Source organism: Limosilactobacillus difficilis, from assembly GCF_947387495.1.
GTDB classification, from domain to species: domain Bacteria; phylum Bacillota; class Bacilli; order Lactobacillales; family Lactobacillaceae; genus Limosilactobacillus; species Limosilactobacillus difficilis.
Genome location: NZ_CANDNU010000025.1, coordinates 1 through 26,979 on the forward strand (window position 1 = coordinate 1; position 26,979 = coordinate 26,979).

At 46.2% G+C, this 26,979-nt stretch carries 25 protein-coding genes; 7 read left to right on the forward strand and 18 right to left on the reverse strand.

Annotation, left to right across the window (positions count from 1 at the left end):
- Positions 1–82: 82 nt before the first annotated feature.
- From QOR82_RS05795 to QOR82_RS05810, 4 genes are all read right to left on the reverse strand, one after another.
- Positions 83–847: a DnaD domain-containing protein gene (locus QOR82_RS05795; RefSeq protein WP_283583832.1), complete on the reverse strand. Its 765-nt coding sequence runs from the start codon at positions 845–847 to the stop codon at positions 83–85.
- A gap of 84 nt (positions 848–931) precedes the next feature.
- Positions 932–2,230 carry an asparagine--tRNA ligase gene (gene asnS / locus QOR82_RS05800; RefSeq protein WP_283583853.1) on the reverse strand — a complete coding sequence of 433 codons (1,299 nt, stop codon included), beginning with the start codon at positions 2,228–2,230 and terminating at the stop codon, positions 932–934.
- Between the two features lie 20 nt (positions 2,231–2,250).
- A complete protein-coding gene (locus QOR82_RS05805) occupies positions 2,251–2,769 on the reverse strand; it encodes a cell wall elongation regulator TseB-like domain-containing protein (protein WP_283583833.1) in 519 nt (172 codons plus the stop codon).
- Between the two features lie 49 nt (positions 2,770–2,818).
- Entirely contained in the window at positions 2,819–5,662 is a 2,844-nt protein-coding gene (locus QOR82_RS05810; RefSeq protein ID WP_283583834.1) for a helicase C-terminal domain-containing protein, read from the reverse strand.
- 141 nt (positions 5,663–5,803) lie between these two features.
- Between QOR82_RS05810 and mvk the strand changes: the two genes are divergently transcribed.
- Genes mvk through fni form a run of 4 tightly spaced genes read left to right on the forward strand, consistent with a single transcriptional unit; the run spans position 5,804 to position 9,934 of the window.
- Positions 5,804–6,742 carry a mevalonate kinase gene (gene mvk, locus QOR82_RS05815; RefSeq protein ID WP_283583854.1) on the forward strand — a complete coding sequence of 313 codons (939 nt, stop codon included), beginning with the start codon at positions 5,804–5,806 and terminating at the stop codon, positions 6,740–6,742.
- Between the two features lie 35 nt (positions 6,743–6,777).
- Positions 6,778–7,752 (forward strand): diphosphomevalonate decarboxylase, encoded by a 975-nt coding sequence (gene mvaD / locus QOR82_RS05820; RefSeq protein ID WP_283583855.1) that lies wholly within the window; start codon positions 6,778–6,780, stop codon positions 7,750–7,752.
- A 16-nt stretch (positions 7,753–7,768) separates the two neighbouring features.
- Positions 7,769–8,875, forward strand: coding sequence for a phosphomevalonate kinase (locus QOR82_RS05825; protein ID WP_283583835.1), 1,107 nt, complete (start codon positions 7,769–7,771; stop codon positions 8,873–8,875).
- Between the two features lie 21 nt (positions 8,876–8,896).
- A complete protein-coding gene (gene fni, locus QOR82_RS05830) occupies positions 8,897–9,934 on the forward strand; it encodes a type 2 isopentenyl-diphosphate Delta-isomerase (RefSeq protein ID WP_283583836.1) in 1,038 nt (345 codons plus the stop codon).
- Positions 9,935–9,988: 54 nt separating this feature from the next.
- On the opposite strand, the gene QOR82_RS05835 is transcribed toward fni, so the two are convergent.
- Complete coding sequence (locus tag QOR82_RS05835; protein WP_283583837.1) at positions 9,989–11,368, reverse strand: RsmF rRNA methyltransferase first C-terminal domain-containing protein; 1,380 nt, start codon at positions 11,366–11,368, stop codon at positions 9,989–9,991.
- A 466-nt stretch (positions 11,369–11,834) separates the two neighbouring features.
- On the opposite strand from QOR82_RS05835, the gene QOR82_RS05840 reads away from it, so the two are divergent.
- Genes QOR82_RS05840 through QOR82_RS05850 form a run of 3 tightly spaced genes read left to right on the forward strand, consistent with a single transcriptional unit; the run spans position 11,835 to position 14,858 of the window.
- Positions 11,835–12,608, forward strand: a complete 774-nt coding sequence (locus QOR82_RS05840; protein ID WP_283583838.1) for a (Fe-S)-binding protein — start codon at positions 11,835–11,837, stop codon at positions 12,606–12,608.
- A gap of 13 nt (positions 12,609–12,621) precedes the next feature.
- On the forward strand, positions 12,622–14,124 hold the full coding sequence (locus QOR82_RS05845) for a LutB/LldF family L-lactate oxidation iron-sulfur protein (protein WP_283583839.1): 1,503 nt from the start codon (positions 12,622–12,624) through the stop codon (positions 14,122–14,124).
- Between the two features lie 29 nt (positions 14,125–14,153).
- Positions 14,154–14,858, forward strand: coding sequence for a LutC/YkgG family protein (locus QOR82_RS05850; RefSeq protein WP_283583856.1), 705 nt, complete (start codon positions 14,154–14,156; stop codon positions 14,856–14,858).
- 66 nt (positions 14,859–14,924) lie between these two features.
- Here QOR82_RS05850 and QOR82_RS05855 read toward each other — a convergent pair whose 3' ends face one another.
- The 13 genes from QOR82_RS05855 to QOR82_RS05915 form a co-directional block, all read right to left on the reverse strand.
- Positions 14,925–15,563 carry a DUF421 domain-containing protein gene (locus tag QOR82_RS05855; RefSeq protein WP_283583840.1) on the reverse strand — a complete coding sequence of 213 codons (639 nt, stop codon included), beginning with the start codon at positions 15,561–15,563 and terminating at the stop codon, positions 14,925–14,927.
- 10 nt (positions 15,564–15,573) lie between these two features.
- Entirely contained in the window at positions 15,574–16,017 is a 444-nt protein-coding gene (locus QOR82_RS05860) for a DUF3290 domain-containing protein (RefSeq protein WP_326521488.1), read from the reverse strand.
- A 149-nt stretch (positions 16,018–16,166) separates the two neighbouring features.
- The gene (locus QOR82_RS05865) at positions 16,167–17,081 is read right to left on the reverse strand and encodes a helix-turn-helix domain-containing protein (protein ID WP_283583842.1); all 915 of its coding nucleotides are present in this window, start codon (positions 17,079–17,081) and stop codon (positions 16,167–16,169) included.
- Between the two features lie 12 nt (positions 17,082–17,093).
- The gene (locus QOR82_RS05870; protein WP_283583843.1) at positions 17,094–17,444 is read right to left on the reverse strand and encodes a metal-sulfur cluster assembly factor; all 351 of its coding nucleotides are present in this window, start codon (positions 17,442–17,444) and stop codon (positions 17,094–17,096) included.
- A gap of 11 nt (positions 17,445–17,455) precedes the next feature.
- Positions 17,456–18,862 (reverse strand): Fe-S cluster assembly protein SufB, encoded by a 1,407-nt coding sequence (sufB, locus tag QOR82_RS05875; RefSeq protein ID WP_283583844.1) that lies wholly within the window; start codon positions 18,860–18,862, stop codon positions 17,456–17,458.
- Positions 18,863–18,866: 4 nt separating this feature from the next.
- Complete coding sequence (gene sufU, locus QOR82_RS05880) at positions 18,867–19,343, reverse strand: Fe-S cluster assembly sulfur transfer protein SufU (protein ID WP_283583845.1); 477 nt, start codon at positions 19,341–19,343, stop codon at positions 18,867–18,869.
- Positions 19,321–20,565: an aminotransferase class V-fold PLP-dependent enzyme gene (locus tag QOR82_RS05885; protein ID WP_283583846.1), complete on the reverse strand. Its 1,245-nt coding sequence runs from the start codon at positions 20,563–20,565 to the stop codon at positions 19,321–19,323. Before QOR82_RS05885 ends, sufU begins: the two co-directional genes overlap by 23 nt.
- On the reverse strand, positions 20,558–21,856 hold the full coding sequence (gene sufD / locus QOR82_RS05890; protein ID WP_283583847.1) for a Fe-S cluster assembly protein SufD: 1,299 nt from the start codon (positions 21,854–21,856) through the stop codon (positions 20,558–20,560). Before sufD ends, QOR82_RS05885 begins: the two co-directional genes overlap by 8 nt.
- Before the next feature lie 11 nt (positions 21,857–21,867).
- Positions 21,868–22,665: a Fe-S cluster assembly ATPase SufC gene (gene sufC, locus QOR82_RS05895; protein ID WP_283583848.1), complete on the reverse strand. Its 798-nt coding sequence runs from the start codon at positions 22,663–22,665 to the stop codon at positions 21,868–21,870.
- A gap of 147 nt (positions 22,666–22,812) precedes the next feature.
- Positions 22,813–22,986, reverse strand: coding sequence for a hypothetical protein (locus QOR82_RS05900; protein ID WP_283583849.1), 174 nt, complete (start codon positions 22,984–22,986; stop codon positions 22,813–22,815).
- Positions 22,987–23,214: 228 nt separating this feature from the next.
- Positions 23,215–23,892, reverse strand: coding sequence for a zinc-ribbon domain-containing protein (locus QOR82_RS05905; protein ID WP_283583850.1), 678 nt, complete (start codon positions 23,890–23,892; stop codon positions 23,215–23,217).
- A 15-nt stretch (positions 23,893–23,907) separates the two neighbouring features.
- Complete coding sequence (locus tag QOR82_RS05910) at positions 23,908–24,558, reverse strand: zinc-ribbon domain-containing protein (RefSeq protein WP_283583851.1); 651 nt, start codon at positions 24,556–24,558, stop codon at positions 23,908–23,910.
- Between the two features lie 47 nt (positions 24,559–24,605).
- Positions 24,606–26,705 (reverse strand): AAA family ATPase, encoded by a 2,100-nt coding sequence (locus tag QOR82_RS05915; protein WP_283583852.1) that lies wholly within the window; start codon positions 26,703–26,705, stop codon positions 24,606–24,608.
- Positions 26,706–26,979: the final 274 nt, after the last annotated feature.

Genomic DNA, 26,979 nt, shown 5'->3' on the forward strand with positions numbered 1-26,979 from the left:
TGTTTGCTTTAAAAAAAATCACCCTCAAATTTTGAGGATGATTATACGTCTCCACCAACACCAATTGACAGAGACCCCTTTTTTATTTGCTTTTTTGATGATCTTTAGTTTTGTCTGTCCGCTGGCCAAGCTTAAAAATCGGAATGTGCTCTTGGCTAGGTTTAACTTCGTTATTCTGCTGCTGATCCGCTCGCTTCTTGAGGAATTTGGCTTTTTCAGCATTAACTTCTGCTGGGGTCTTAATGTTGTTTTGGTACCAGTTAAGCAGGATTCGATCCATATAGCTAAACTTAAAAGTCCCGTTCATTACCGCTTCCTTGAGGGCCAGCAGGATCATCTCAGGAGAATAATGGTCACGATCTAACCATTCGGCCACCTGATCCATTTGAAATGGCGAGAGCATTCGCCCGAATTCCTGCTGAATTTGGTTATAGACATCCTGCCGGGTCGGCTGGGAATGGGCCGTTTCTTCCTTAGCGGTTGCTTGAGTTAGATCTTCATCATTGTTGCCAAGCCTAACTGTCTTCATCCGTTCCAGCAAAGGCGAAAAATCATAATAAACTTCCTCTTTGCCAGCCCCGTCATGACGAATTCCCTGCCGTAGCAGACCATTTGCCATCATCTTTTGAATCTGGCTGTAAACTTGATCATCGCTGGTTTCTAACCACGTAGCTACCTCGTGAACATCGGGCATCGATACTCCCCGATCAAGCGCCGATTTCAGTTCAAGGTAAATCACCAGCTGAGCGGTCGTCATTCCAAATTCATGGTAATGATGAAGCAGGAGGTTGCTGACGTTTGTTTCGCCAGCTGTAATGTATTGATTAATAAAATCGTCTTCACCCAATCGATCCCACCTCTTCTCCAAATAAAACGAGGGACCGCGATATAACTACCACAGTCCCTGCGAACTTATTCTGTCAATTAAAAATTACGGCTTCAAACGGTTGATCATCCGCGGGAACGGAATCGTTTCACGCAAGTGATCTTGCAGGCAAATCCAGCACAGGAAACGTTCAAAGCCCATTCCAAAGCCGGAGTGCGGAACCGTTCCGTACTTCCGCAAGTCTAAATACCACTGGTAGGTTTCCGGATCCAAGTTGGCATCCTTAACCGCTTGTAGCAAAGTATCATAATCGGTCTCACGCTCAGAACCACCAATGATTTCCCCATAGCCTTCTGGAGCTAGAAGGTCGGCACAAACATACTTGCGATCGTCTTCTGGGTCAGTCAGCATGTAGAATGGCTTGATCAATTTCGGGTAGTTCAGGACAAAGACCGGTTTCTTAAATTGGTCAGCCAAGTAGGTTTCTTCCGGTGAACCGAAGTCGTCGCCCCACTTAACGTCTAGGCCACCGTCTTGGAGCATTTCGATCGCCTTGTCATATGAAATCCGCGGATATGGCGTTTCGGTAAATGGTTTCAGACTCTCTGGATCCCGTCCAACCGTCTTCAGTTCACGCGGGCAGTCTTCCATCAGACACTTGACCAGGTAGGCCACGTATTCTTCTTGAATCTTCAGGCTTTCTTCCTGGTGCATGAAGGCCATTTCCGGTTCAATCATCCAGAATTCCGTTAAGTGCCGACGGGTCTTCGACTTTTCAGCCCGGAAAACCGGACCGAAGGAGTAAACTCGTTTCAAAGCCATCGCACCAGCTTCTTCGTAGAGCTGGCCACTTTGGGAAAGATAGGCATCAGTATCAAAGTATTCCGTGTGGAACAAATCCGTCGTTCCTTCTGGAGCGTTAGCCGTAAGCAACGGCGCATCAAACTGGGTAAAGCCATGCTGACCGAAGAATTCATAGGTGGCCCGTTTGGTTCGATCCCGAATCCGCATTAAAGCAGCTGGCCGGGTCGACCGCAACCAAAGGTGCCGATGGTCCATTAAGAATTCAATCCCGTGGTCCTTTGGCGTGATTGGGTAGTCTTCACTATCGCCGATTTTCTCGATGTTGCTGATGTGGATTTCGTAGCCAAAGTGGGAACGCTTGTCTTCAGCAATTTCACCGGTGACATACATACTACTTTCTTGACGCAGATCATGACGCGCCAGTTCGAACAATTCTTTGGACGTCTTCTTTAACAGGATTCCCTGAAAGAAAGCCGTCCCATCACGCAATTGCAGGAAAGCGATCTTCCCGCTGGAACGCTTGTCGGTCAACCAGCAAGCAATGCGGACGGTTTGGCCGACATATTTCGGCGCGTCAATAATATCAATGGTTTCCAAAATAAATTCCTCCCCTAAATGCTTTACAAATTATTGATCTGTTGAACTAAGTGCCCGGACTTAAAGTTTAGCAAGTCATAGCACAGTTTCCCATGGCGGTTAAGGTAGGTGACCTCCCAAACGGTTTTGTTGTTGAAAATCCCTGGGGCAACCTTTAGGATCTTTTTTGGCTTCTCACGACTCCATACCCGCGATAAAGCCTGGTTCTTGGTAATCCCGTTTGCCTGCTTAACCACGCGAACCGAACCGCCCTTTTGGGGGATAATCACCAAAATGTTCTGATTCGACTGGTTCTTACCAGCAACCGTGTAGTAAGTTTTCTCCCGGTTGCAGATATAAAACGCACTTTGGTTTTTGAGGTTCGCGTACTTTCGAGCAATTTGCAGTGCCTGCCTGTCAGCCGCTCGTCGTGGGTGGTTGCCAAAGGCATAGATACTCCAAGCCAAAAGAAAGACTAACAGAATAATCAGCAAAAGATTGCGAATTATCCGTCGTGATGAACCCCGACTTTGGGCACGCTGAACCTCACGACGACTTTGCATATGAGCCATCCTTTCTTAATATTGGAATGTCTGTTCTATTATAGCAAACCTACTTGTTTTTTGCCGAAGGATGATGGAGTTTTAAAAATTTTTTTGCTTCTCGGCTGATTTCAGCAGTTGAAGCCACCTTTTTTGGCATCTCTTTGGGAAGAGCTCGCTGCATCGTTTGACCGTAACGACGATTCTGCAAGCGTGGATCCAAGCAAACTGCAATTCCGTAGTCAGTCTCATCACGCAAAAGCCGGCCAATCCCCTGTCGCAATTTCAAGGTTGCCTTGGGTAGTTGTAACTGATAGAACGGATTCTTGCCGCTCTTTTGCATCAGCTGGTATTGCGCTCGGTTCAACAATTCGTTAGGTGAATCAAATGGCAAGCGCGTAATCACTAGTAGTTGGAGTTGCTTGTCTGGAAGATCGATTCCCTCCCAAAAACTAGCAGCGCCTAACAATACTGACCGACTGCCACTGGTAAATTGTTTTAGCAACTTATCGCGGTTACCGGTCACCCCCTGGGCCAAGATATCGCGTTGGTTGAACAAGTCAGTCCCCCGCAACTGACTATAAACCTGCTCAATCGTCAGCAAAGAGTTAAAGAGAATCATCGTTTGACACTGGGTCTCATCCGCCAGATCGTGAATCGTCTGGCTGAGATAGTGGATATAGTCGCTATTGTTATGGCTGGTTGGGGTCGGGGCGTCACTAGCAATCAGCAACTTGGTATTGTGGGCAAAGTCATACGGTGAGCGGAAGCGTTTCACCCTTGTCTCATCACGGGTAAGGTCCAGCTGCCGGTAAATATAGGCTGAGCGCGAAGAAGTAAGCAGAGTGGCCCCTACGAACAAGGGCTTGGTGAAGTAAGGGTAAACCTGTTCGCTGAGAAAATGGTTGCTCTCCAGCAGTCCCCCGCTCAGTTTCATCGTACTGCGTTCGTGCGACTGCTGAATCGTGAGCCAGAAGGCGGCCGTTTCGCTGCGCTGCTTCAGCGTTAAGTTAAAGTCATGAAGGACCTGGTCGACATCCGTTAGACACTGCAGGTGACTGTGAAACTGCGTCATCAGGTAACGGTCACTTGGCAACCAGCTGCCCTGGCGGCTGATAAAGAGGTGCTCCAGCTCCCGAAAATGAAGGCGCACACTAGCCAGTGACTGCTCCAAATGCATCATTAGGGGGTTCGTTACAGCTAACATGTTCGCCAGCTGATCGTTATCGACTTGCTCTTCAATAATCCTGTCAGCACTGGCAGAATCAACCTTCATCATGAATTGCCGGTAAAGCGCTTGCTGAAAATTAGTCACAGCTTCTTCGACATCGTGCAGGTCATTCTGCAGCAGCTCCACGTTGTATTCACCGATCGGCAAATCCTCAAAGGCTTCGGTAAGGGTCCGTTCGTTCCCGTTCCCGACAGCTCCCTGCAAAACGTGAACAGCCGTCATAATTCCCTGAAAAGAAATCGTCTTGCGAGAACGCTTGATCAAAGTATCACTCAAATGCTGGGCCTCATCGATCACTAAGTAGGGATGACCATTGACATCCCCTAAATCTGCTGCGTGATCGGCCAAGTAGGAGTGATTAGTAATCACCACGTTAGCGTATTTTTGCCGGTTCATTAACCCGACTAAGAAGTCGTCATTATAGAAAGCATTAGCTGGATCCAGCGAACGAACACCATGATGGCGAATCTCGGTAAAGTAAGGCGACTTCTGACTGGTCAAGTTAAGTTCGTCAAGATCACCACTCGTCGTATCGATCAGCCAAACCAGCAGCCGGGCCTTTAATAACTGCACCAGCTTGGAATCATCACGGATCGCTAAAGAGTGGGCAAACTTAGCCAGGTCAATATAATGATTGCTGCCCTTGATAACCACCGAGCTGATCTCAAAAGGCAGAATCTGGTTCAGCTGTTGGATAGTCTTTTGAGCGATCTGTTGTTGCAGAAGGTTGGTAGCCGTGCTGATAACAACGCGCCGATCCGGATAAGCGTGGTAGATTAACGGGAGCAAGTAGCCGAGAGTTTTCCCCGTTCCTGTTGCCGCTTCAACTACCAGATACTTTTCCGAATCGCGTTGGTAGTGGTTATAAATAGCGTTCATCATTCGCGATTGGACTGGCCGATAGTTTAACGTCCGACCAAAGAGCTTTTCCTTCGCCTTCTTGGTCATCGGATAGTGATAATCAACCCGTCCAGCCACCTGCCCCATCGTCCGTCGCTTGTGGAGAACCAGCCCATGACTGACGTAGTATTGCTCAGCTAGTCTTACCGGCGCATTCTGTCGACGGCCCAGTTCGGTCGCAAAAACGTCGGCTGTTTGCCTTGGCAAAGCCAGTTTCATCTTGACCAGCTGCCGCAAAGTCAACGTCGGCAAGGATTGCAGACGTTTCAAAAGGTCAATTAGCAATTGCGCCGTTGCGTCGGCGTCCGACGAGGCAGTATGCGGCTGATCGTGTTCGATTCCCAAATAAGTGGTCAAATCCCGCAAACGAAAACTCTTGGCAGTCGGGTATAGAATTTGACTGAGAGTTACCGTATCGATGGCCGAAATGCTAAGTTCCGGATACCCCGCTTGCTCCAATTGGTGATTCAGAAAAGGAAAATCAAAGTTGACGTTATGCGCCACAAAAATCGTTCCGCTGAGGAGGCTAAAAATAGTTCCGGCAACGTCTTCAAATAGTGGCGCGTCTTTAACCGCCTGGTTACTAATTCCGGTTAACTGCTCAATGGAATGCGGAATCGCCTGGCAAGGGTTGACCTTCGTTGAAAAGCGATTAATGACTTGACCATCCTGGACCAGGACCGCCCCGATTTGGATGATGCGGTCCCCATTATTGAAGTTCGTACCCGTGGTTTCTAGGTCGACCACGGCATAAATTGGACCCTTAAATTTCTTTTTTCGCATCTATTTCACCGTCACTTTAAAACTTATTCCTTATTAATGATACTATTACTATTGTAAAAGTGGTAAACTACTTTCGTTTATGGACTCGCTTTTATAGTAAAATTATGGAAAAGAAATTGTTTGGAAAGCAGGGACGAAGATTTGAGAGCAATTGGGATCGGTAACAGTCATGCCAAAATCATTTTGATTGGTGAGCACAGCGTGGTCTACGGTCAACCGGCAATCGCTTTGCCCCTGCCCAACGTGCAATTACATGTCCAGCTCCGACGCTTGGATAGTGCCAACCAGCATTTGATCAACAGCCGCTACTTTAAGGGGCCTCTTGACCAATTGCCCGCCAAAATGGCCGGCGTCCAAAAATTAACTACCGCGCTGATGGATCGTTTCGCTGGGCAACACGATTCTTGGGAAATGACGATTGACAGCCAACTGCCAGCTGAACGAGGAATGGGGTCCTCCGCTGCCACCGCCATTGGAATTGTTCGCGCCTTCTTTAGTCTTTACGAGCAGCGACTGGATCGCGATCTCTTACTGAAATTGGCGGACATTGAAGAGCAGATTACTCACCGAAGCCCTAGTGGCCTCGATGCCGCAACTTGTAGCGCCAAACAACCAGTATGGTTTCTCAAAGGTCAAGCCGGTACGACCTTCCGGATGAACCTGACAGCAACAATGGTGGTCGCTGACACCGGTAAAGTCGGTGCTACCAAGGACGCCATCTTAGAAGTCCGTTCCCGCCTTCATCACGATCACACAGCAACGAACCGTCACATTCACCATCTTGGTCAGCTGACCAAACAAGCCCAATCCATCCTTCGCTTAGACCGGCCGGCTGCATTAGGCCAAGTCCTCAACCAGTCACAAGAAGATTTGCAGGCGTTAGGCGTCAGTGACGCCGCATTGGACCACTTAATCGAAGTAGCCCGCAATCACGGGGCACTCGGAGCCAAGTTAACCGGTGGCGGTCGGGGCGGCTGCATGTTTGCCATTGCCGCCAACAATACTCAGGCGCGTCAACTCGCCCAGGTTCTAGAACAAAATGGTGCCAAAAGAACCTGGCTGCAACCGTTAAATATCTAGACTTTGTTTATAATAAAGGGGAAAAATCAACCATGATCGTTACTGCTAGGGCGCACACAAATATTGCACTGATTAAGTACTGGGGAAAAAGAGACCAGCAGTTAATCTTACCGCAAACGGACAGTCTTTCCTTAACCCTGGATCCTTTCTATACTGATACAAGCGTTAATTTCAGTCCATCTTATGATCATGATCAATTTAGCATCAATAACACGCCCGTCAGCAGTAAAACAGCCCGGCGTTTGACTGCCTTCCTCAACATCGTGCGGCGTCAAGCCGGCATAAGCCAGGCCGCCCGTGTTCAATCAATTAACCACGTGCCGACTGCTGCCGGACTGGCTTCCAGTGCTTCAGCTTTTGCAGCTCTTGCCCTAGCGGCCAGCCGAGCTGCGGGTTTGAACCTATCGCGTCGCGACCTGAGCCGCCTTGCACGTCGGGGGTCCGGTTCGGCAACTCGTTCGATTTACGGTGGACTTGTCCAGTGGCACCGCGGGCATGACGACCAAACCTCCTATGCCGAACCGATCATGGAAAAGGTCGACTTCGGTTTGGAAATGATTGCGATTTTGCTGGATACTCACCAAAAAAAGCTTTCCAGCCGCATCGGAATGCAAGAAGTAGTGGCAACTTCGCCTTTCTACCCTTCCTGGCGCAACGTTGTCAAAAATGATATTAAGAACATTAAAAATGCAATCGCAGCTCGTGACATCGACCGCATCGGTCACATTGCCCAGGAAAATGCCTTGCGAATGCACGCCTTAAATTTGGCAGCCGATCCGGGCTTTACTTACTTTAATGCTGATACCTTAGCGACAATGGACTTGATTGATCATTTGCGCGATACTGGATTGAGCTGTTATTATACGATGGACGCTGGTCCCAACGTCAAGGTCATTTATGACCGGCGCAACCGGCAGGCCCTGTTGACTGAACTGAGCAAACACTTTGCTGCCAAGCAGTTAGTGCTTGCTCAAGCCGGTCCGGGCGCAACGATTTTAAAAAATGAATAAATAGGGGCATCAAATTTTGATTACTGCTAAAGCACCAGGAAAACTTTACATTGCGGGCGAATACGCCGTCGTCGAAAACGGAAATCCCGCAATTTTAGTGGCCCTCGACCAGTTTGTCACTTGTCAAATCAAAGCCAGCAGTCATGAAACTGGCAACATTATTAGTCACCAGTACCGCAATAATGACCTGCAGTGGCGCCGTCAGGGTGACCAAATGATTGTCGACAAACGCGACAATCCTTTTTCCTACATTCTTTCTGCTATTAAAGTCACTGAGGAATACGCTCGTTCGTGTGGCCGTGAACTGTCAATCTATGACATCATGATCGACAGCGAATTGGACAGTGATAATGGCCGTAAATATGGCTTAGGGTCTTCCGCGGCTGTCACCGTCGCTACAGTTAAAGCCCTCTGCCAGTTTTACCAGCTTCCCGTCAGCAAAGAGATTCTCTTTAAATTAGCGGCGATCGCCCACTTTGCCATCCAAGGCAATGGTTCGCTGGGTGATGTGGCCGCTTCCGTTTATGGTGGTTGGATCGCCTACCATTCCTTTGACCGGCAGTGGCTCGCGGAACAACGCCATTTCCTAAGTCTGCCAGATTTGTTAAACCTCCCCTGGCCAGATCTGAAAGTGGAGCCCCTGCAAGCCCCCAGCAATTTGCAACTGCTGATCGGCTGGACCGGCAAACCAGCTTCTACTTCCCGGCTGGTAGACAAGATTTCCCTTTTCAAAGCCAAAGAACAGCATGCTTACCATCATTTCCTTGATGCCAGTCGAGAATGCCTCGCCAAGATGATTCATGGCTTTCGAAACGGCGACTTTTCCTTGATTCAAGAACAAATTCGGGTCAATCGCCACTTATTGCAAAAGTTAGGCCAGCATTCGGGAGTCAATATTGAAACCCCCGCCTTGCAAAAACTTTGCCGAATTGCCGAACATTTCGGCGGTGCGGCTAAAACGTCGGGGGCTGGTGGCGGCGACTGCGGAATTGTCATTATCGACAAGGAGGCAGATCGAGAAGCAGTCATTGACGAATGGGTTAAGAATCGCATCGAACCCTTACCCCTTTCCGTCCACTTCATCCCCCAAATTTATCGCTACCATTTCAACATGAAATCCTAACGAGGAAGGGAGCAAAGAGCTGTGGAAAGTCCGGACGCAATCCGAAAAAACGAACACCTTGCTTTAGCGGAGAAACTTTACCCGCAAACGCATCAAACAAATCCTTTTAACCAGGTTCAAATCATCCCCACGGCTTTACCAGAAACGGCAGTAGACCAAACAAGTCTGCAGACCACCATTACAGATGAACTACAATTGGAACGCCCTTTTTATCTTGAAGCCATGACAGGGGGCAGCAAACGGGCTGGTCAAATTAATGCAGATTTGGCGGCAGTGGCGCACAAATATCAGCTCGCAATGGCAACGGGTTCGATGAGTATCATCTTTAAGGATCCAGCCAGCCAGTCATCATTTCAGGTGATCCGAAAACAAAATCCTGATGGCATCGTCTTGGCCAACCTCAGCGCCAAGGCCAGCATCGACCAGGCAGCTAAAGCAATGCAGCTGGTCCACGCGCAGGCTCTGGAAATCCATCTAAACGCTGCCCAAGAATTGGTCATGCCCGAAGGCGGCCGTCAGTTTAACTGGGTCGCCAATATTGACCAATTAGCCGCACGCTTCCCCGTGATCGTTAAGGAAGTCGGCTTTGGTATGAATAAAAATGACATATCTCAATTGCAAAGTGCCGGTGTCACTGTCATTAACGTCAGCGGCCGGGGTGGTACTAATTTTGCCGCCATTGAAAACGCCCGTAATTATCACACTGACCTCTCCAGCTTAACAAACTGGGGACTAACAACCCCCCAATCGCTATTGGAAGCCCGAGCCAGCCGGCATCCGTCAACAGCAATTATCGCTTCAGGCGGGATCTGTTCTCCCCTGGATGTTGTCAAAGCTGGGGTTCTCGGGGCGGACGCGGTCGGGGTGGCTGGTCACTTCTTACACCAATACATCCAACACGGGCGTCCCGCTCTCGAGAAAACCATTGCTGACTGGACCGTGGCAGTAGAACGCCTGATTACACTCTGCGGCTGTCATAATTTCCAGGAGCTAAGAACGTGCCAGTTTACTCTTAGTGCCGACTTGTTGGCCTATGCCCAACAACGACAAATCATCTAATAAAGATCTATCAAAAAACTGCTGAGCAAGTTTGAGCTTGCCCAGCAGTTTTTATTAGTATCGCAGTCCTTTTGGATAAAAATTCTTTAAAGTGGTCCCAACTAGTTTACCAAAGCCACAACTGTGTTTTTGACAGGTTAAAAGGTACCAGCCATCACCAGCCGGTGCATTATGGATCTGGAGGGTCTCACCATGGACATATCGGTGCCACTGATCCAATGTCAGTGTAATTTGACGTTGAACCGAATCAGGAGTAGTTGCCAACGCCAGGGCAAGTGAAGGTTCAAAGCGTCGCTTCTTCAGTGTCCCGAGATGCAATCCTGGCCGCAAGACCTTCAAATGGTCCACCGAAGTTATCCCAAAGGGAAGATCGTAGAGTTGCGCCCCCATTTTGACGAGCCGGTTCGTCTGATAATCCGGCAAAACCCGCTTGCGCCAGTCAGCAAAATAACGGCGTTCTTCGGTGCTGAGTACATTCCGGCTTTGTTGCCGCTTATGGCGACGTTTGGGGATTTTTTTCATTTCGGAACTTTCTGCGTGTGGCAACGCCGTTAAACGAAAACGGGCGATAAAGTGGCCTTCACCACGATAATGATGGGGAAAAAGACGAATTGCCTTTTTCAATTCTAGATTGCCATCTGCCCACTCTGGACGGCCATCATCCATTCCCGGCCCCTTAACGACTGTTTCCATCCGCAAGTCCTGATATTGTCGCAACAGCCAGGCTGCGTTTTGTTCATCCTCCTCAGGGGCAAAGGTGCACGTCGAATATACTAAGACACCGCCCGGTTTCAGCATTTTCATTGCCGAAGCGAGAATTTTACGTTGTCGGTTGGCACACTCGGCAGGATAATCGGGATTCCAGTATTCAATCCCAGCTGGCTCCTTGCGAAACATCCCCTCTCCTGAACAAGGAGCGTCTACCAAAATTCGGTCAAAAAAGGCGGGAAAGAACTTTTCTAATTGGTCCGGCGACTCATTACTAACGATGGTATTTCTAGCACCCCAGCGCTCCAAATTTGCCGCCAAGATTTTAGCCCGCTTGGTAAAAATTTCGTTAGCCACCAGCAGGCCCTGATTAGCCATCATCGCAACAATTTGGGTTGATTTGCCACCCGGTGCAGCACACAAGTCCAGCACCCTTTCACCAGGTCGTGCCCCAAAAACGCGGGCCACATTCATCGCCGATGGCTCTTGACTATATACCCATCCAGTAACGTGATCTAATAAACGGCCATCGACTTTTCCATAGTAGGCGTTGGCGATGCCTAAAACTGGTTGACTGCTAGCCGCTATTGCCGGTAAACCTGGCTTCAAAGGGTTAGCCCGCCAGCCATTAACCGCCTGACCTGCCATAGCTTTGAACAATTCATCAGCTTCTGTCGTCCCCATCAAATGACGATACTTTTCCATAAAAGCTGCTGGTAATTTCAATTTGTTCACTCCATTATGCATTTTCAACATATTGTAACATACCTAGTCTGCTTTCTCAGGGGCAGTCACCTTCTCCCAGCCGATAACAAAGGAGAAGCACGATCGATCACCAGTAAAATTGAAATATCCTACAAAATTGCGCTCCCGTTGACACCAAGCAGCACAATCTTTATGAAGAAAGCAATTCATCAAGAGATTATTAATGCTGCACAAGTCACTGCTTAATCAAATGATAACAAATTTGCCCAATTCTGTTTTTTAGATAATTGAATCAAGAAAAGGCTAAAAATCAGCAACTTGCTTGCCAGGAAGATATTGATATAGCCGCACTTGCCTGCAAATACCCCTTTGATATTCAACTTTATAATAATTCTAAGAATAATTGGAATATGGTTGTCTACCCATCTATTTCATGCTATTCTAATACTGTAATTACTTTATCGACTGTTAAGGAGGGGCAAATAAAGTGAAAGTTACAATCTTCGATACATGCGTCGTTGATCTTTTCTTCCCACAGGTTGCTGAGGACATGGTCGAAGTGCTGGAACGCTTTGGCTGTGATTGTGACGTGCCCACAAATCAAATCTGTTGTGGACAGCCAACCTACAACAGTGGCTATGAAAAAGAATCCATCAAAACCATCCACAACGAAATCGACACCCTATTAGCGAACGGTTCTGATTATATTGTGGGTCCGGCAGGATCTTGCGTCGCCATGCTTCATGAATACCAATTTATGTTAAAAGATGATCCCGAATATGCGGAAAAGGCAAAGGAATTAGCGGCGAAGTCATATGAATTTTCGCAATTCCTTTACCGGGTCCTTGGGGTTGTCGATGCTGGGGCCCAGCTGGACACAGTGGCCACTTACCACCGCTCCTGCCATATGACCCGACTGCTCGGTGAAGCGGAAACACCATACATCCTGCTCAAACATGTCAAAGGACTTGACCTAAAGCCATTGCCGCACGTTGAAAAGTGCTGCGGTTTTGGTGGGATGTTCTCGGCCAAGGAACCGACACTATCGCAGCCAATGGTCGACGAAAAAGTCGACAGCATCGTCAGCACCGGGGCACAGACTCTGATCAGCTGTGACCCAGCCTGCTTAATGAATATCGGCGGTCGGATGAACCGGCGAGGAATTAAGATGAACGTTATGCATCTGGCTAATGTTTTAAATCACAACGTTGACCCTTCGCGGATCAAGTTCGTGAAGGATGTTGACAAAGCTGCTATTTAAGGGAGGAATCAGAATGGGACTACAAACTACCGAAAAGCCCTTCCTTGAACGGGTCGAGGAAGCTAAAAAAGATAAATTTATGCAGGGCTCTGTCGCAAAGGCCCAAGATGCCCAGCTGATCAAACGAGAAGATGCGCGAGCACAGCTTGGCCACTGGCAACAGTGGCGGGAACTCGGTGAACAGATCCGTAAAGAAACCGTCCGCTACCTGCCCGACTACCTGGAAGAATTTGCTGATAATGTGGAGAAGCAAGGCGGCCATGTTTTCTTTGCCAAGGATGACAAAGAAGCTGCTGCTTTCATCCGCCAAGTGGCCGTTGAAAAGAAGGCTAAAAATATTGTTAAATCCAAGTCGATGGTGACGGCTGAAATTGGCCTGAATAAGCAATTATTGAGCATTCCTGGTGTTTCATTAATGGAAACCGACCTAGCCGAATTCATTTTGCAAGAAGACGACTGGGACGAACCCACCCACATTGTCTTTCCAACGCTCCACAAGAACCGGACCCAGATCCAAAAGATCTTCCAAAAGCTTGGTTACAAGGGGGACAACGATCCAAGCACGATGGCTAAATTTGCTCGCAAATACCTGCGTAACAAGTTCATTCATGCCGACCTGGGTATTACTGGTTGCAACTTTGCCATTGCCGATAACGGCATGATCAACCTCGTCACCAACGAAGGGAACGCCGACTTATGTATGGCTATCCCAAAGACCCAAGTGGTCGTGATGGGGATGGAACGAATCGTCCCATCACTAAAAGAAGCCGAAACGCTCGACAATATGCTTTCGCGTTCCGCGGTGGGCCAAAAGCTCACCTCTTATTGCACTTTCTGCGGGAAGAAGCAAGATGGCGAAAGTGATGGACCGGACGATTTCTACGTCGTAATCGTTGATAACGGCCGTTCCAAGGCCTTAGGAACCGTCTTTGAACCTGTTCTGCAATGTATCCGTTGCGGTGCCTGCCTCAACGTCTGCCCAATTTACCGGCACATTGGTGGTCACGGCTATGGCTCGATTTATCCTGGTCCAATCGGCGCTGTCTTATCTCCTATCTTGGACGGCTATGAAAAGTTCGGCGACCTGCCATTTGCTTCCAGTCTCTGCGCCGCATGTACCGAAACCTGCCCAGTTAAGATTCCGCTTCACCATCTCTTGATCGAACACCGGCGGATTATGATGGACAAGATCCATACCGACCACACCTTCACCAATCAAATCATGAAGATCATCGGCGTGGGTACCGGTTCACCGTTCCTCTTCAAGTCAGTACTGCGCTTTGGTCATGTCGGCCTCAATGTGCTGACGACCAAGAAGCCAGCAAACACTGTTTCCGGTTTCCTTTATCAACAGGGACGCGTTGGCAAAGTCAACCCACCACTGCCAAAACTGATGCTCGGCTGGACCGATCTTCGGGACTTGCCAAATGTCTCCAAGAAACATCAGAACTTCCGCAGTTGGTTTGGCAAACACACCCCTGTCAAAGCCGTTGCACATCCCCAGCCACTTAAATAAGGAGGACATTTAAGATGGAAAAATTACAAATGGGAAAAGCCAATCGCGAAGCCTTCCTCAACCACCTAGCACAAAAGTCAGGTCGACCCCGTCATCAACTAAAGGACCATCCTTTTAAGCCGATTAATGACCTGCCCCACACCACTCTGGCTGGTCATAGCCAGGATGAACTGTTAGACATTGCCGAAAAAAACAGTACCGCTGTCCACGTCGATTTCCGGACAACGACTAAAGATGGCTTGGCTGACGTTTTAAACCAGTACCTTGATGCTAAACACACTCAAAATCTGCTGCTACCGACAACCGACCAGTGGCAACATTTTGCGCTTGCTAATTGGTTCAATGATCACCAGTCATCAGCCATGCTCTGGCAACCTGATGCTACCCGGGCTGAGAACCTTGACCGGGCTGAAAAAGCCGATGTTGCGATCGGTTTTGCTGACTATCTGCTTGCTGAATCCGGGACAATCACTGTCGCTACTCGTCCCGGTCAAGGACGGGCTTTCAACTTTCTGCCTCAGCACTACCTCAGTATTATCCCTAAAAGTCGCATCGTCGCCCGCTCCACCCAGGCCATGGATCATTACGACGCCGACATTAAGGCGGGCCGTTTGAAGACGTCAAACATTAACTTTATCACCGGTCCTTCCAACTCTGGTGATATCGAAATGGTATTGGTCGTAGGGGTCCACGGTCCCTTGGATATGACTTACGTGGTGGTCAACGACCTCTAAAAGCTTTTCTACTCTTAAAACTATTAAGGCAACCAGCAGCTCTGCGGCACTGGTTGCCTTTTTACGTTAAATTTGCGGGTACGGCGTCAACCTTAAACGCCCCTGGACATATTCCCCAAGATAAATGTCAGTGATGTCTTGGTAACCTGCTTGATGAATTTGCTCCAGCACCCAATTCTTATCGTGGTGAATCAGGTCTAACACGTCCGTATTCAGTTGCCCATCATTGATTAGGGGGAAACGGACATTGTCCTCATCATTTTCAATCACTACCAATTGGCCATTCTGTTCTAAAATTCCACTTTTAACTTGCCGCACCTCATAGATACCATGACTACGAAGGCGAAACATCAACTCGTTAGCAGTGATACCTGCTCGCATACAATTGCTGACAAGTAAATGACCATTTTGAATTAATAAACGTGGCTGCCCATCAATCACTTGTCTAATCCAGCGATTGTTGTCTTTAGCAAATTTGAGCACAAAGACAATTAACGTCCAAATAAGCAAAACCATCATGAATTCAAGAACTGAGATGTCACTATTGTAAATAATACCGCCGATGATTCCCCCAAGCACGTAATTTTGAACCTGGTCAATCGCACTTTTCGGGGCTAAATTGCCTTTGCCCAAAATATTAATTTGCAAAATTAAGCAGGCCATCCCCAGAATAAATTTAACTGTGATTAAAGTATAAAATCCCATTGCATCTCACCTATTTCAATAAGTTTACCTGATGGTTTACTACATGTGCGCGAGTCAAAGTATAATTATCATGATTAGGGCTTAAGTTAACCCGATAATCGGCTCGCTTAATTCGCACGATAATGCCGTCATCTAATGTCGTAGAATTCACACTGACGTCCTCAGTTGCAACCCCGTGATCTCGTGCGACTGATTTCATAAATGGAATCATTTCAGCTGTCTGGGCCTGCTGGGTATTATTCCTTTCGATCTTGGTCACTTGCATACCGATCGTTAATAATAATAGCAAGAAGAAAATAATTCCCAAGTCACGATAGCGGGTTATCAAACGATGGCGATAGTAGAGTACGCTTGTAATGATCACCAATAATACAAAAATCGCCATCGCAAGATAATTGAACAACTGATTCATTTGTTGATGGGCGGTTAAATAGCTCACAGAATAAAATGTCATCATTAATCACTCCTGCCTACCATAATAATCAAGAAAGCCTCTCGACGTCAAAAGCCCCATCGAAGTTTATCAACAGCTTGAAATTTTACAATAAAAGACTGTCACATCGATCCTCACTCGAGAACCGCTGTGGCAGTCTTTAAGTCTTATTATTTATTTTTTTGTGACTTATTTTCCTCTGAACTACCGGTAACCGAATTCTTCATCAACGCCGCTGCTTGCACCTCGATGGTCGAATTATGATTCAAGCGGGCAAAAGCAATCGCATCCTGAAGTAGCTCCCGAACCTGCCAAGAACGCTGACCTTCAGCGATCGCGTTCTTAGCTGCCAACAGCTTGGCCCGTGGCATGCAAGCAGTTGAATTTCTATCGCTACACAGGGTTAACAATTTGCTCAGCCACTGATCACTTTCCTGGTAGTGACCCTGAACGTTAGCGAATTGCGCTAATTCCAAGGTCAACAATTGAAGCAAACCGTAATCCATCGGCGGAAGATTGCGCAAAGAATGATTTAGATGCTTCTTCAACCGATCGCTAATCTTTTGGTAAAAGAAACAGGCCCCCTTAATCTCCCCTCGGCGCGACAAACAAATTCCCAGCGCAAGATAAGCGAGAAATGAACTAAGGTTTTGGTGGGATTCGTCAAATTCATCCAACACCTTAGCGCTAGCTACGACAACGGCGGACCATGGCTGATTGGTCATGGCGAGAGCCAGAGCCCGCAGGCCATGATAATTAGCCCGCAACTGGTCATTAGTTAACTGGTCCGTCCGCATCTGCTGCAGCAATTGCAAAGCCGCTGGGTATTTTTCAATTGCCAAGTCAGAAACAACCTCTTCAAAGTCTTTTTTATTGCCTGACGCAGGATGTTTTTGCCCCGTCTCCAGGCTATCGATGCTGAGTCCGAGCCGCTGACACAACTGGCTAAGAATCCCCACGGAAGGAATTTGCTCGTTATTTTCCAATTTAGACAGGGTCGATTGGGTGCAGATCCCTTGACACAGCTTGACTTGTGACAGACCGAGTTCTTTGCGGCGGTCGACGAACTTTTGGGTGTCGATCATCGCTCTCACCTCTTACATGTGAATCCCGAGCGAGATCTTGGCAAACTTGGACATCCGGTCGATGCTCCAGGCTGGTTCCCAGACAAGGTTAATCTTGCAATCCGTCACCCCATCGACACTCTTGACCGCCCGCTTGATGGCCTGGTCCAGGAGATCACCAATCGGGCAGCCCATCGTCGTCAGGGTCATCGTCACCGTACAAACCCCGTCATCTTCGACGTCAATGCCGTAAATTAAGCCAAGGTTGACCAAGTCGATACCCAGCTCCGGATCGATGACCTGTTCCAGGGCATCTTCAACCTGGTCTTCCAACTTGGCGTTGTCAATGTGCTTAGCATTGTCTGTCTTCTTTTCTTCTGCCATTATATGCCTCCTTAACCGATTGATCCTTCCATTTCAAAGCTGATCAAACGGTTCAGTTCAACCGCGTATTCCATCGGTAACTTCTTTGTAAACGGTTCAACGAAGCCCATCACGATCATCTGAGTGGCCTTTTCTTCTGAGATGCCCCGACTCATCAGGTAGTAAAGTTTTTCTTCCGAAATCTTGGAAACCCGGGCTTCGTGTTCCATCGCAACGTTAGCGTTATTCACCTCGTTGTACGGAATCGTATCAGAACTGGACTTGTCATCCATAATAATCGTATCACATTCGACATGGGCCTTGGAACCATCGGCTTTTTCGGTAAAATGCACCTGACCACGATAGTCCGTCGAGCCACCACTCTTGGCGATCGACTTGGAAACAATTGAGCTGCTAGTGTTCGGGGCGTTGTGAATCATCCGGGCACCGGAATCTTGATGAATCCCGTTCGACGCAACCGCAATCGAGAGCATCGTCCCCCGGGCATTCTTCCCGTCTAGGTAGACGCTTGGGTACTTCATCGTCACTTTGGAACCGAGATTGCCGTCGACCCATTCCATCGTGGCGTTTTCCTGGGCTGCTGCCCGTTTGGTTTCCAGACTGTAGACATTATCAGACCAGTTTTGAATCGTCGTGTAACGACAGTAGGCGTTCTTTTCCACGTTGACTTCCACAACAGCCGCGTGCAGTGAATCGCTGGAATAGTTTGGGGCGGTGCAACCTTCGACATAATCCACGCTGGCGCCCTCGTCAACAATGATCAGGGTTCGTTCAAACTGACCAGAATTTTCCGCGTTCAAACGGAAGTAAGACTGAATTGGGGTTTTGCATTTAACACCCTTAGGAACGTAGATAAATGAGCCACCGGACCAAACCGCCCCGTTTAAGGCAGCGAATTTGTTGTCGTTTGGGTGCACCAGCTTGCCAAACCATTTCTTGAACAGTTTCGGATACTTTTTCAATGCCGTGTCGGTGTCGGTAAAGATAATCCCGAGCTTATCAAACTGCTGCTTCATATTATGGTAAACTACTTCGGACTCGTACTGAGCCGATGAACCAGCCAGGTATTTCCGCTCAGCCTGAGGTACCCCAAGCCGGTCAAAGGTCTTCTTTAAGTCTTCTGGAACATCCTTCCAATCACGATACTTCTTGTCCGTCATCCGTTGAAAATAGAGCATGTCCTTGAGGTTGAGATCCGATAAATCCGGCCCAAACTTTGGCATTGGCATCTTTTTATAAATCTGGTATGACTTCAGACGAAAATCAAGCATCCACTGCGGCTCGTGCTTGGCGGCCGAAATTTCACGGACGGTCTTTTCCGTTAGACCCCGACCGGTCGAATACTCCGGCTTGACATCATCATGAAAACCGTATTCGTAGTCCTTATCTTGAACAATATCTGACGCTTTTTCACTCATGAGTTTACTCCTTTGTCTGGCTGCTTGCTGAATCATCACTGCCGTCTTTTTCCAGTGCCCGCGTCAACGCCCACCAGGAAAGGGTAGCACATTTAATTCGCGCCGGAAACTGCATGATACTTGTAAGGGCTTGGGCATCCCCTAACTTGGCGAGTTCGTCGGCCGAATGCTTCTTGCCGATCGCCTCATCAGAAAAAATCTTGGCCATTTCCAGTGCCTCTTCCCGGCTCTTGCCGAGCACCGCATCAGACATCATGCTGGCTGATGCCTGGGAAATTGTACAACCATCGCCAGTAAAACCGACGTCAGCGATCTTCCCCCCGGAATCAACTTTAAGCTGCAGGTTGACCGTATCCCCACAAGTGGGGTTATGGAGGGTCATCTTGTTGGTTGCCCCTTTAATCTCCCCTTTGTGGTGGGGATTCTGGGCAGCATCCAAAATCACTGCCCGGTATAAATTATTTAGCTTTGACAGTGCCAATTTTGAAAAACTCCTTTGCATCTTTGATCGCATCAACTAATTGGTCCGCGTCTTCTCGGTTGTTGTACAGGTAGAAGCTGGCCCGTGCCGTCGCCGTCACACCCAGGTCCTGCATCAATGGTTCAGCACAGTGGTGGCCGGCTCGGACTGCGACGCCATCCATGTCGAGCGCTGTTGCGAGATCGTGCGGGTGCAGGCCTTCCAGGTTAAAGGCGATGACTCCGCTGTGCTTAGCTGGATCTTGTGGTCCATACACTTGTAAGTGATCAATTGCTTCCAATTTTGGTAGAACGTAATCAACCAGCTTTTGCTCATGTTCCTGAACCCGGTCCATTCCAAGACCTTCCAGGTAGTCAATTGCCTTACCCAGACCGATTGCCCCGGCAACATTTTGCGTTCCAGCCTCAAACTTATAAGGCGTCTCCGCAAAAATGGTCCGTTCGCGGGTAACGTCGCTGATCATTTCACCACCATACTGGTACGGCGTCATTTCATCGAGGAGCTGGCGTTTGCCATAGAGAACACCGATTCCCATCGGGCTCATCATCTTGTGACCTGAGAAGGCATAAAAATCGACATCCAAGTCCTGCACGTCGACCTTTGTGTGTGGCGCCGCCTGGGCCCCATCGCCGATAAAGATGGCCCCGTGTTCATGCGCCAAAGCAGCCAGTTCCTTTAGTGGCGTAATAATGCCGAGGACGTTAGAAGCATGGGTCACCGACACGATTTTGGTTTTATCAGTGATCTTATTCTTAGCGTCTTCCATATCCAGTTCGCCGTCAGCAGTTAACTCAATGTATTTCAAAACAGCATGTTTCTTGATTGCCAGCTGCTGCCAGGGCACCAGATTACTGTGATGTTCGGCAATTGAAACGACAATTTCGTCACCGGCGTGGATGTGTTCTTCACCGTAAGTTGAGCAGATGAGGTTTAAACCATCCGTCGTTCCTTTAGTGAAGACAACTTCTTCAGCTTCTTTAGCATTGATAAAGTGTTGAACCTTGCGCCGGGCCGCTTCGTATTCCCGGGTAGCTCGATTAGCCAGGGTGTGAACGCCCCGGTGAACGTTAGCATTATCGTTCTGGTAAAAGCGGATCAACTCATCTAAAACCGGTTGAGGACGCTGAGCCGTGGCAGCATTATCCAAGTAGGCCAGCCGTTCGCCGTTTACCTTCTGATCTAAGATCGGAAAATCAGCACGTAAATCATCAAACTTACTCATGGCCCAACTTCCTTTCCAAAATGGCCAACATCTTATCCTTTAGTTCTTGGGTTGGCATTACCGTCAAAACAGCACTCAGAAAGCCCCGAATTACCATCCGCTGAGCAATCGGTTCTGGAATCCCCCGACTCAAGAGATAATACATCTGATTTTCATCCACTTGGCCGACACTGGCCGCATGCCCAGCGTCGACATCGTTTTCATCAATTAGCAGAATCGGGTTAGCATCCCCCCGGGCCTCTTTACCCATCATAAGAAGCCGGTTTTGCTGTTCAGCATTGGAGCCGTGCGCTCCGTGAACGATCTGGCCGATCCCGTTGAAGATTAATTCAGAGCTGTCCAGCACAACCCCTCGCTGATTAATCAAACCGGTGGTATGCAAACCGCGATTTGTCACCCGGTTGTTGATGCCGACATGCTGCTGTTTGGCAGTGATGGCAATCAGCTTAGAATCGGCTTTGGCACCTTCTCCGAGCAACTCAGAATCCAAGTCGCCCAGTGTGTTGCCGTCGTTCATCAAGCCGACCGCCCATTCAACGTTGGCATGAGCGTCCAGGTGAGCCCGCCGGCTATGGTAAACGGTAGTCTTAGCCGACATTTCATCCAGTGCTGAGAAGTGGACCTCACTGTCTTCCTGGGCAACCACTTCAACGATGATATTAGCGCTATTGGCCTGATCACCGACCGTCATCAAATGTTGCATTACGCTGAATCTGGCACCTGGAGCGGCAACGATCAATAGGTGGAAGACCAGCGGCTGGTCAGCGGCAGTACTATCCTGAACGAGCCGCAGTTCAATCGGCTCCTTAACTTCGACTCCACGGGGAACGTAAACCACCGCACCCCCGTTGACGAAGGCCGCATGGTAGGCTGTCAGTCGATCTTCATCAGGCTTAACCACCGACATAAAGTACTTATCCACGATTGCGGCTTGTTCTTTTTCCGCCTGGGCTAAACTGCCACAAAAGACGCCTGCTTTTTTCAGCTGATCACCATGATTGGTGCTAACCAACTGAGTACCGGCAAAACCATAGAAATACGGTTTGTCAGGTTGGTTGGTTTGAGCAGCCTGAACCACTTGATCACTCGCCTGTGGAAAGTTCAGGCTCAGCTGTCCATCCGCCGGCATAATTGGCCACCCCTTATAGGAAAATTCCTGCATTCGTGGCATTGCCAACTGATTCATTAACTTTAAGGCGCTTAGCCGCTTCTGAGTAAACGAAGTCGGCTCGCCCGCCTTTCCGGCGGCCATCTGAATCTGGGACGTGAGATTATCAATTTCTACCGTCATAGTGAACCCCCTTAGTCCTCATCGTCGGTGAGCTTGACTTTCAGGCCGAGTTCATCACGCAAGCCGGCGTAGCCTTCCTTTTCCAGTTTCTTAGCTAATTCTGGGCCACCCTGCGCAACCAGACGCCCGTCCATCATCACGTGAACCGTGTCCGGAATAATGTAATTCAGCAAACGTTGGTAGTGGGTAATGATTAAGGAACCAAAGCTATCACCCCGCATGGAGTTAACCCCCTTAGCCACAACCTTTAAGGCATCGATGTCCAATCCAGAGTCAATTTCGTCAAGAATAGCAAAGGATGGCTTGATCATCAGCAATTGCAGAATTTCGTTACGTTTCTTTTCACCACCGGAGAAACCTTCGTTCAAGTAGCGTTCCGTCATCTCATCACTCATGTCCAATAATTCCAGATTCTTGTTTAATTCCTTGATGAAGTCCATCACCGAAATCTGGTTATCCTTAGGCCGCCGTGCATTGATCGCTGCCCGCAAAAATTCGGCATTGGTTACCCCCTGAATTTCGGAAGGATATTGCATCGCCAGAAAAAGACCGCGACGGGCACGTTCATCAACCGGCATCCCCTTCAAACTCTGCCCGTTCAGCAAAATATCACCCTGGGTGATGTGGTAGTTCGGATTGCCCATGATGGTTTGGGAAAGAGTGGATTTCCCAGTTCCGTTTGGCCCCATGATCGCGTGGATTTCACCAGTTTGCATCGTTAAATTAACACCTTTTAAAATCTCTTTGGTCTGGTGTTTTTCCTCGTCCGTTACCGCCACGTGTAGGTCTTTGACTTCTAGCTTTGCCATTTGATGATTCCTCCATTGCTTTATTATCCGTTCAATTTGGAATATTCAATATTTGAGAATATTCTAAGCTTATATAAGAACACAAAATTATTATAACGCAATTTAGAATGAATAAAATAAAAAATACCCGGTTTTCCCGGATATTTCTTATTTTTTGTAACCGTCATCATTACCATAGCGTTGCTGTTCCTTAATCACTGCCTCCCCCTTTTCTTTGGGATGCCGGATAAAGCGGTCTTCCCCAGCAAAGATACTGAGATAAGCCATAAAAGCAGCGTGCAGTTTATTAGCACACCGATACCAAAAATTCTTTTTCATCATTAATATTCCACCACTCTCATCATATAAAAACATCTGCCGGATTTAATCGATACCCCGCATTAGCATGCTAAAACATGGATATTCACAATTTAGGAGGATTTAACAATGGCGATTACGGTTTAATTTAGTCGGCATAGGCAAAGCTATTTTAATCAATATATCTGGTTACAAAGATGATCTGACACTCTCCCGACTGCTTGGGAAAGTCAACTAAACAGGGTACAGTGCTTATTTCATTTTAGAATAATCATATCGAGGCCATACTTTGCAACTCCAATCAGTTGGAGAGAATATGTAAATAAACTTCCAACCTTCGTGACCAGTATCATGCACTCTTTGAATTGAAATACATAATATTTCAACAAGTGTTATCAAAACAAGTACTCCAAGTATAAAATCTAAAATTTCATCTTCCATGATATTTGAAATTTTATTGCAAATAAAAATAGTGAAAATAAGATCTATAGTGTAATAAACATAATCTGCTAACCCCATACACTGAGATAAATGAAAAACATCTCTATCCCGAATTTTTGAATAAGTGTTCCAAATTCCCGGAGCACCACTCCCATTGTAGGGCCCACTAGTAATACCATAATTATTTTCGTCAGGCAGATCAATAGTTTTTGAATGTATATTAATATCCTGTCCATTAGCTGGTCCCCTATCTGATTCCTTATTGTCAGAGTTATCACCAAACGATGTCTCAGCATTACTATCTGAAACATTACCAATTGATGATGTAATATTGTTTTTTAGCTCATCGATGTCTTTTGAATCAGATGATTTTTTTGTATCATCTCCTTTTTTAGTGTTTTCTGGTTGTTTTGCACCACATTTGGGACAAAATTTTACATCTTCATCTAACTCCGCACCACAATTAACACAATATTTTTTCAACACCATTCTCCCTTTCTTAGATTATAAGGATAACAATTCCTTGAGAAATTCTTCACCTGCATGTTTTAAAAGTGCTTCCTGAAATTGATCTGTTTTCTGAATGCTATATGTTAATCGATTATTTTTAAAAACATATAACGTTTTGCCTCCAGAAGCTTCTAAAGCCACAGTGTTATAGTGCTTTGAAAGTACTGGGTTATTAGCAACCGAATCTGCAATAGTCCCTGTTGCATTCTCTAGACTTGTATTCCCATCAGAATAATTACTTATTAATTTATTCAATTCACTTTCAGCTTCTTTATCCCCATCACTATTTAATTTAATAATTAGCGAACCATTGCCAGAATCCATTTGAACCGATGCATATTGAGCTGGGATAGATTTCCTAACAATTTTGCTAGCTGCAATTTTTTGGCCTATATAACTATTATGATAAATAGGTATGCCAACTAAAACAATGGCTAAAACTATTATAATATTACGCATCCAATGATGGCTTTTTGGCTCACCATCATCCAGTGAAACGTTATCATCATTTTCTATTTTGTTTGCACCTAACGCGTCCTTTATATTAGCCTTGATATCTTCGTTATTATCAAATGCTTTGGCTCCACAATTAGGACAAAAAGTTTCACCTTTCAATAGGTTGTGACCACAATTTTTGCACTTCATTTGCTTTTACCCCAAAATTATTTTAGCATGGCCTAAAAATGTTTTCGCTAGCTAAAAGCCTTACTTATATCCACTTCATTTATTTTGCTGAAAGAGTGATTATCTGTTGAGCTGATCGTTTGAATCAACTTTTGATTTTCATCACGAATCCATCGACCATTGCTGCCATCATTTTCATGTATATACAAATCTCTTATAGAATTCTCGTAAAGTCTTTCGGTTTCATTGTTTTCAAAGTTTAACTCTTGATTCTTGAGTTCCAACTTACCAATTCGAACAATTTCCTCAGGGCTATAGTCCGTAAACGTAAAGATATTAGGAATTCGCGACTTCATACCCGCATTTGCCTGCATCAATTTCTCAAGATCTTTGGTATATCCTGCAAAAATTACCATCAAATTATTCCGATGGTCTTCCATATATTTCATGATCGTGTCCAATGCTTCTTGCCCATATTGGTCATTTTCACCACTAATTAACGAATACGCTTCATCTATAAATAAGACCCCACCCGTCGCTTCCTTCAAAACATTCATTGTTTTAGCGGTGGTTTGTCCCATATATTGTCCAACCAGTCCTCCCCTATCTACTTCTTTAAATTTATTGTCTGGAAGAATAGCTTGTTCATACATTATTCTTCCAACAAGACGTGCAACTGTAGTTTTACCAGTTCCAGGATTTCCAGCAAAAAGTGAATGGTAAGAATACGAAATTCCCTTAAGACCATTTTGTTCCCTTTTCTTACTATAATTAGCGGTATTAATAAAATTTTTTACCTGCATTTTAACTGTTTTGAGGCCAATGAGTGAATTTAGCTTTTCATAGGCTTCTGTACTACCTACATAGACAGAAGAACCATTATGTTTCGTGCTCAAAAACGCCGTCTTTATATCCGTTTCATTAATCTTACTGAAAGAATGATTATCTGTTGAACTAATTGTTTGAATCAGCTTTTGATTTTCATCACGAATCCATCGACCATTGCTGCCATCACTTTCATGCTTATATAAATTCTTTATAGAATCCTCATAAAGCCGTTCAACTTCATTGTTTTCAAAACTAAATTCTTGATTCTTAAGTTCCAATTTACCAATTTGAACAATTTCCTCAGGACTATAGTCCGTAAACGTAAAGACATTAGGAATTCGCGACTTCATACCCGCATTTGCCTGCATCAATTTCTCTAAGTCCTTAGTATAGCCGGCAAAGATTACCATCAAATTATCTCGATGGTCTTCCATATATTTCATAATTGTATCAAGTGCTTCTCGCCCAAATTGGTCATCATTGCCACTAATCAATGAATATGCTTCATCTATAAATAAAACTCCACCCGTTGCCTCTTTCAAAACACTCATTGTCTTAGTAGTAGTCTGCCCTGCATAATCAGCAACAAGTCCCCCTCTATCGACCTCTTTAAATTTATTTTCTGGAAGAATACCTTGCTCATACATTATTCTTCCAACAAGTCGTGCTACCGTAGTTTTGCCAGTTCCAGGATTCCCAGCAAAAAGTGAATGGTAAGAATATGAAATTCCTTTAAAACCATTCTGCTTCCTTTTTTTGCTATAGTTAGCAGTATTGATGAAGCTTTTAACCTGTTGTTTAACTGTTTTGAGTCCAATAAGTGAGTTTAACTTATCATAGGCTTCTGTACTCCCAACATAGATAGAAGAATCTTTAGGATCATTCTTTAATTTGGATACTTTAGCGGCTTTCTTTGATTTGGATACTTGCAGTTTCAAATCATTTACTAAAAAAGAGTTTAAATCAGCAGAAAAAGCCATATGGTCAGACTGGCAAATCAGAAACAGTTGGTGTGTGTCTTTATCTGCTTCGTAGCGTTGGATCATTGTTTTTAAAATATTCATATTAATTGGGAATTTATTGCCACAATTCCTGCTCATTGTTTCAGGATATCTACCAATAGCTTTTATTAATAAATTAAACGTTTCGATATCAATAGGATAAAAATGAGTAAAAAAATATTTGCCCTCATCATCAACAGCAAGGTTCCCTTCACTATCGACAGCCGGTGAAGTAAAAACATAATCTCCATAGCTATCATTTCCGTAAGATAAAGCTATACGAATATTCTTTGCATCGTCAGACACCATCGCAGCGTCAATAAAATAATCTCGTTTCATAATTAAGTAACCTCTCTAAATTAAAGAAATTAAATATTGAATACCAATATAAAGTCAATACATCCAAAAAAAGCATCAAAATAATTTAATAATTACTTATTAATGACAAAACACCGCATTCATTTAACAAGTAAAACGCAACTTTCAGATGCCTTTTCTAATTTTAAATTATTTTTCCATTCATAAATTGATTATTTTTGGTGGATTATAGAATGAAGTTAGCCACCCAGTTGGTGGCAAATAAAAAACGCCATTCGGCGTGACATCAGGTATC

Bases quoted from the DNA above. Each gene is read 5' to 3' on its own strand.
- QOR82_RS05805 (WP_283583833.1), bottom strand. From the start codon at position 2,769: ATGCAAAGTCGTCGTGAGGTTCAGCGTGCCCAAAGTCGGGGTTCATCA.
- QOR82_RS05810 (WP_283583834.1), bottom strand. From the start codon at position 5,662: ATGCGAAAAAAGAAATTTAAGGGTCCAATTTATGCCGTGGTCGACCTA.
- QOR82_RS05845 (WP_283583839.1), top strand. From the start codon at position 12,622: ATGGGACTACAAACTACCGAAAAGCCCTTCCTTGAACGGGTCGAGGAA.
- QOR82_RS05850 (WP_283583856.1), top strand. From the start codon at position 14,154: ATGGGAAAAGCCAATCGCGAAGCCTTCCTCAACCACCTAGCACAAAAG.
- QOR82_RS05855 (WP_283583840.1), bottom strand. From the start codon at position 15,563: ATGGGATTTTATACTTTAATCACAGTTAAATTTATTCTGGGGATGGCC.
- QOR82_RS05860 (WP_326521488.1), bottom strand. From the start codon at position 16,017: ATGACATTTTATTCTGTGAGCTATTTAACCGCCCATCAACAAATGAAT.
- QOR82_RS05865 (WP_283583842.1), bottom strand. From the start codon at position 17,081: ATGATCGACACCCAAAAGTTCGTCGACCGCCGCAAAGAACTCGGTCTG.
- QOR82_RS05870 (WP_283583843.1), bottom strand. From the start codon at position 17,444: ATGGCAGAAGAAAAGAAGACAGACAATGCTAAGCACATTGACAACGCC.
- sufB (WP_283583844.1), bottom strand. From the start codon at position 18,862: ATGAGTGAAAAAGCGTCAGATATTGTTCAAGATAAGGACTACGAATAC.
- QOR82_RS05885 (WP_283583846.1), bottom strand. From the start codon at position 20,565: ATGAGTAAGTTTGATGATTTACGTGCTGATTTTCCGATCTTAGATCAG.
- sufD (WP_283583847.1), bottom strand. From the start codon at position 21,856: ATGACGGTAGAAATTGATAATCTCACGTCCCAGATTCAGATGGCCGCC.
- sufC (WP_283583848.1), bottom strand. From the start codon at position 22,665: ATGGCAAAGCTAGAAGTCAAAGACCTACACGTGGCGGTAACGGACGAG.
- QOR82_RS05900 (WP_283583849.1), bottom strand. From the start codon at position 22,986: ATGATGAAAAAGAATTTTTGGTATCGGTGTGCTAATAAACTGCACGCT.
- QOR82_RS05905 (WP_283583850.1), bottom strand. From the start codon at position 23,892: ATGGTGTTGAAAAAATATTGTGTTAATTGTGGTGCGGAGTTAGATGAA.
- QOR82_RS05910 (WP_283583851.1), bottom strand. From the start codon at position 24,558: ATGAAGTGCAAAAATTGTGGTCACAACCTATTGAAAGGTGAAACTTTT.
- QOR82_RS05915 (WP_283583852.1), bottom strand. From the start codon at position 26,705: ATGAAACGAGATTATTTTATTGACGCTGCGATGGTGTCTGACGATGCA.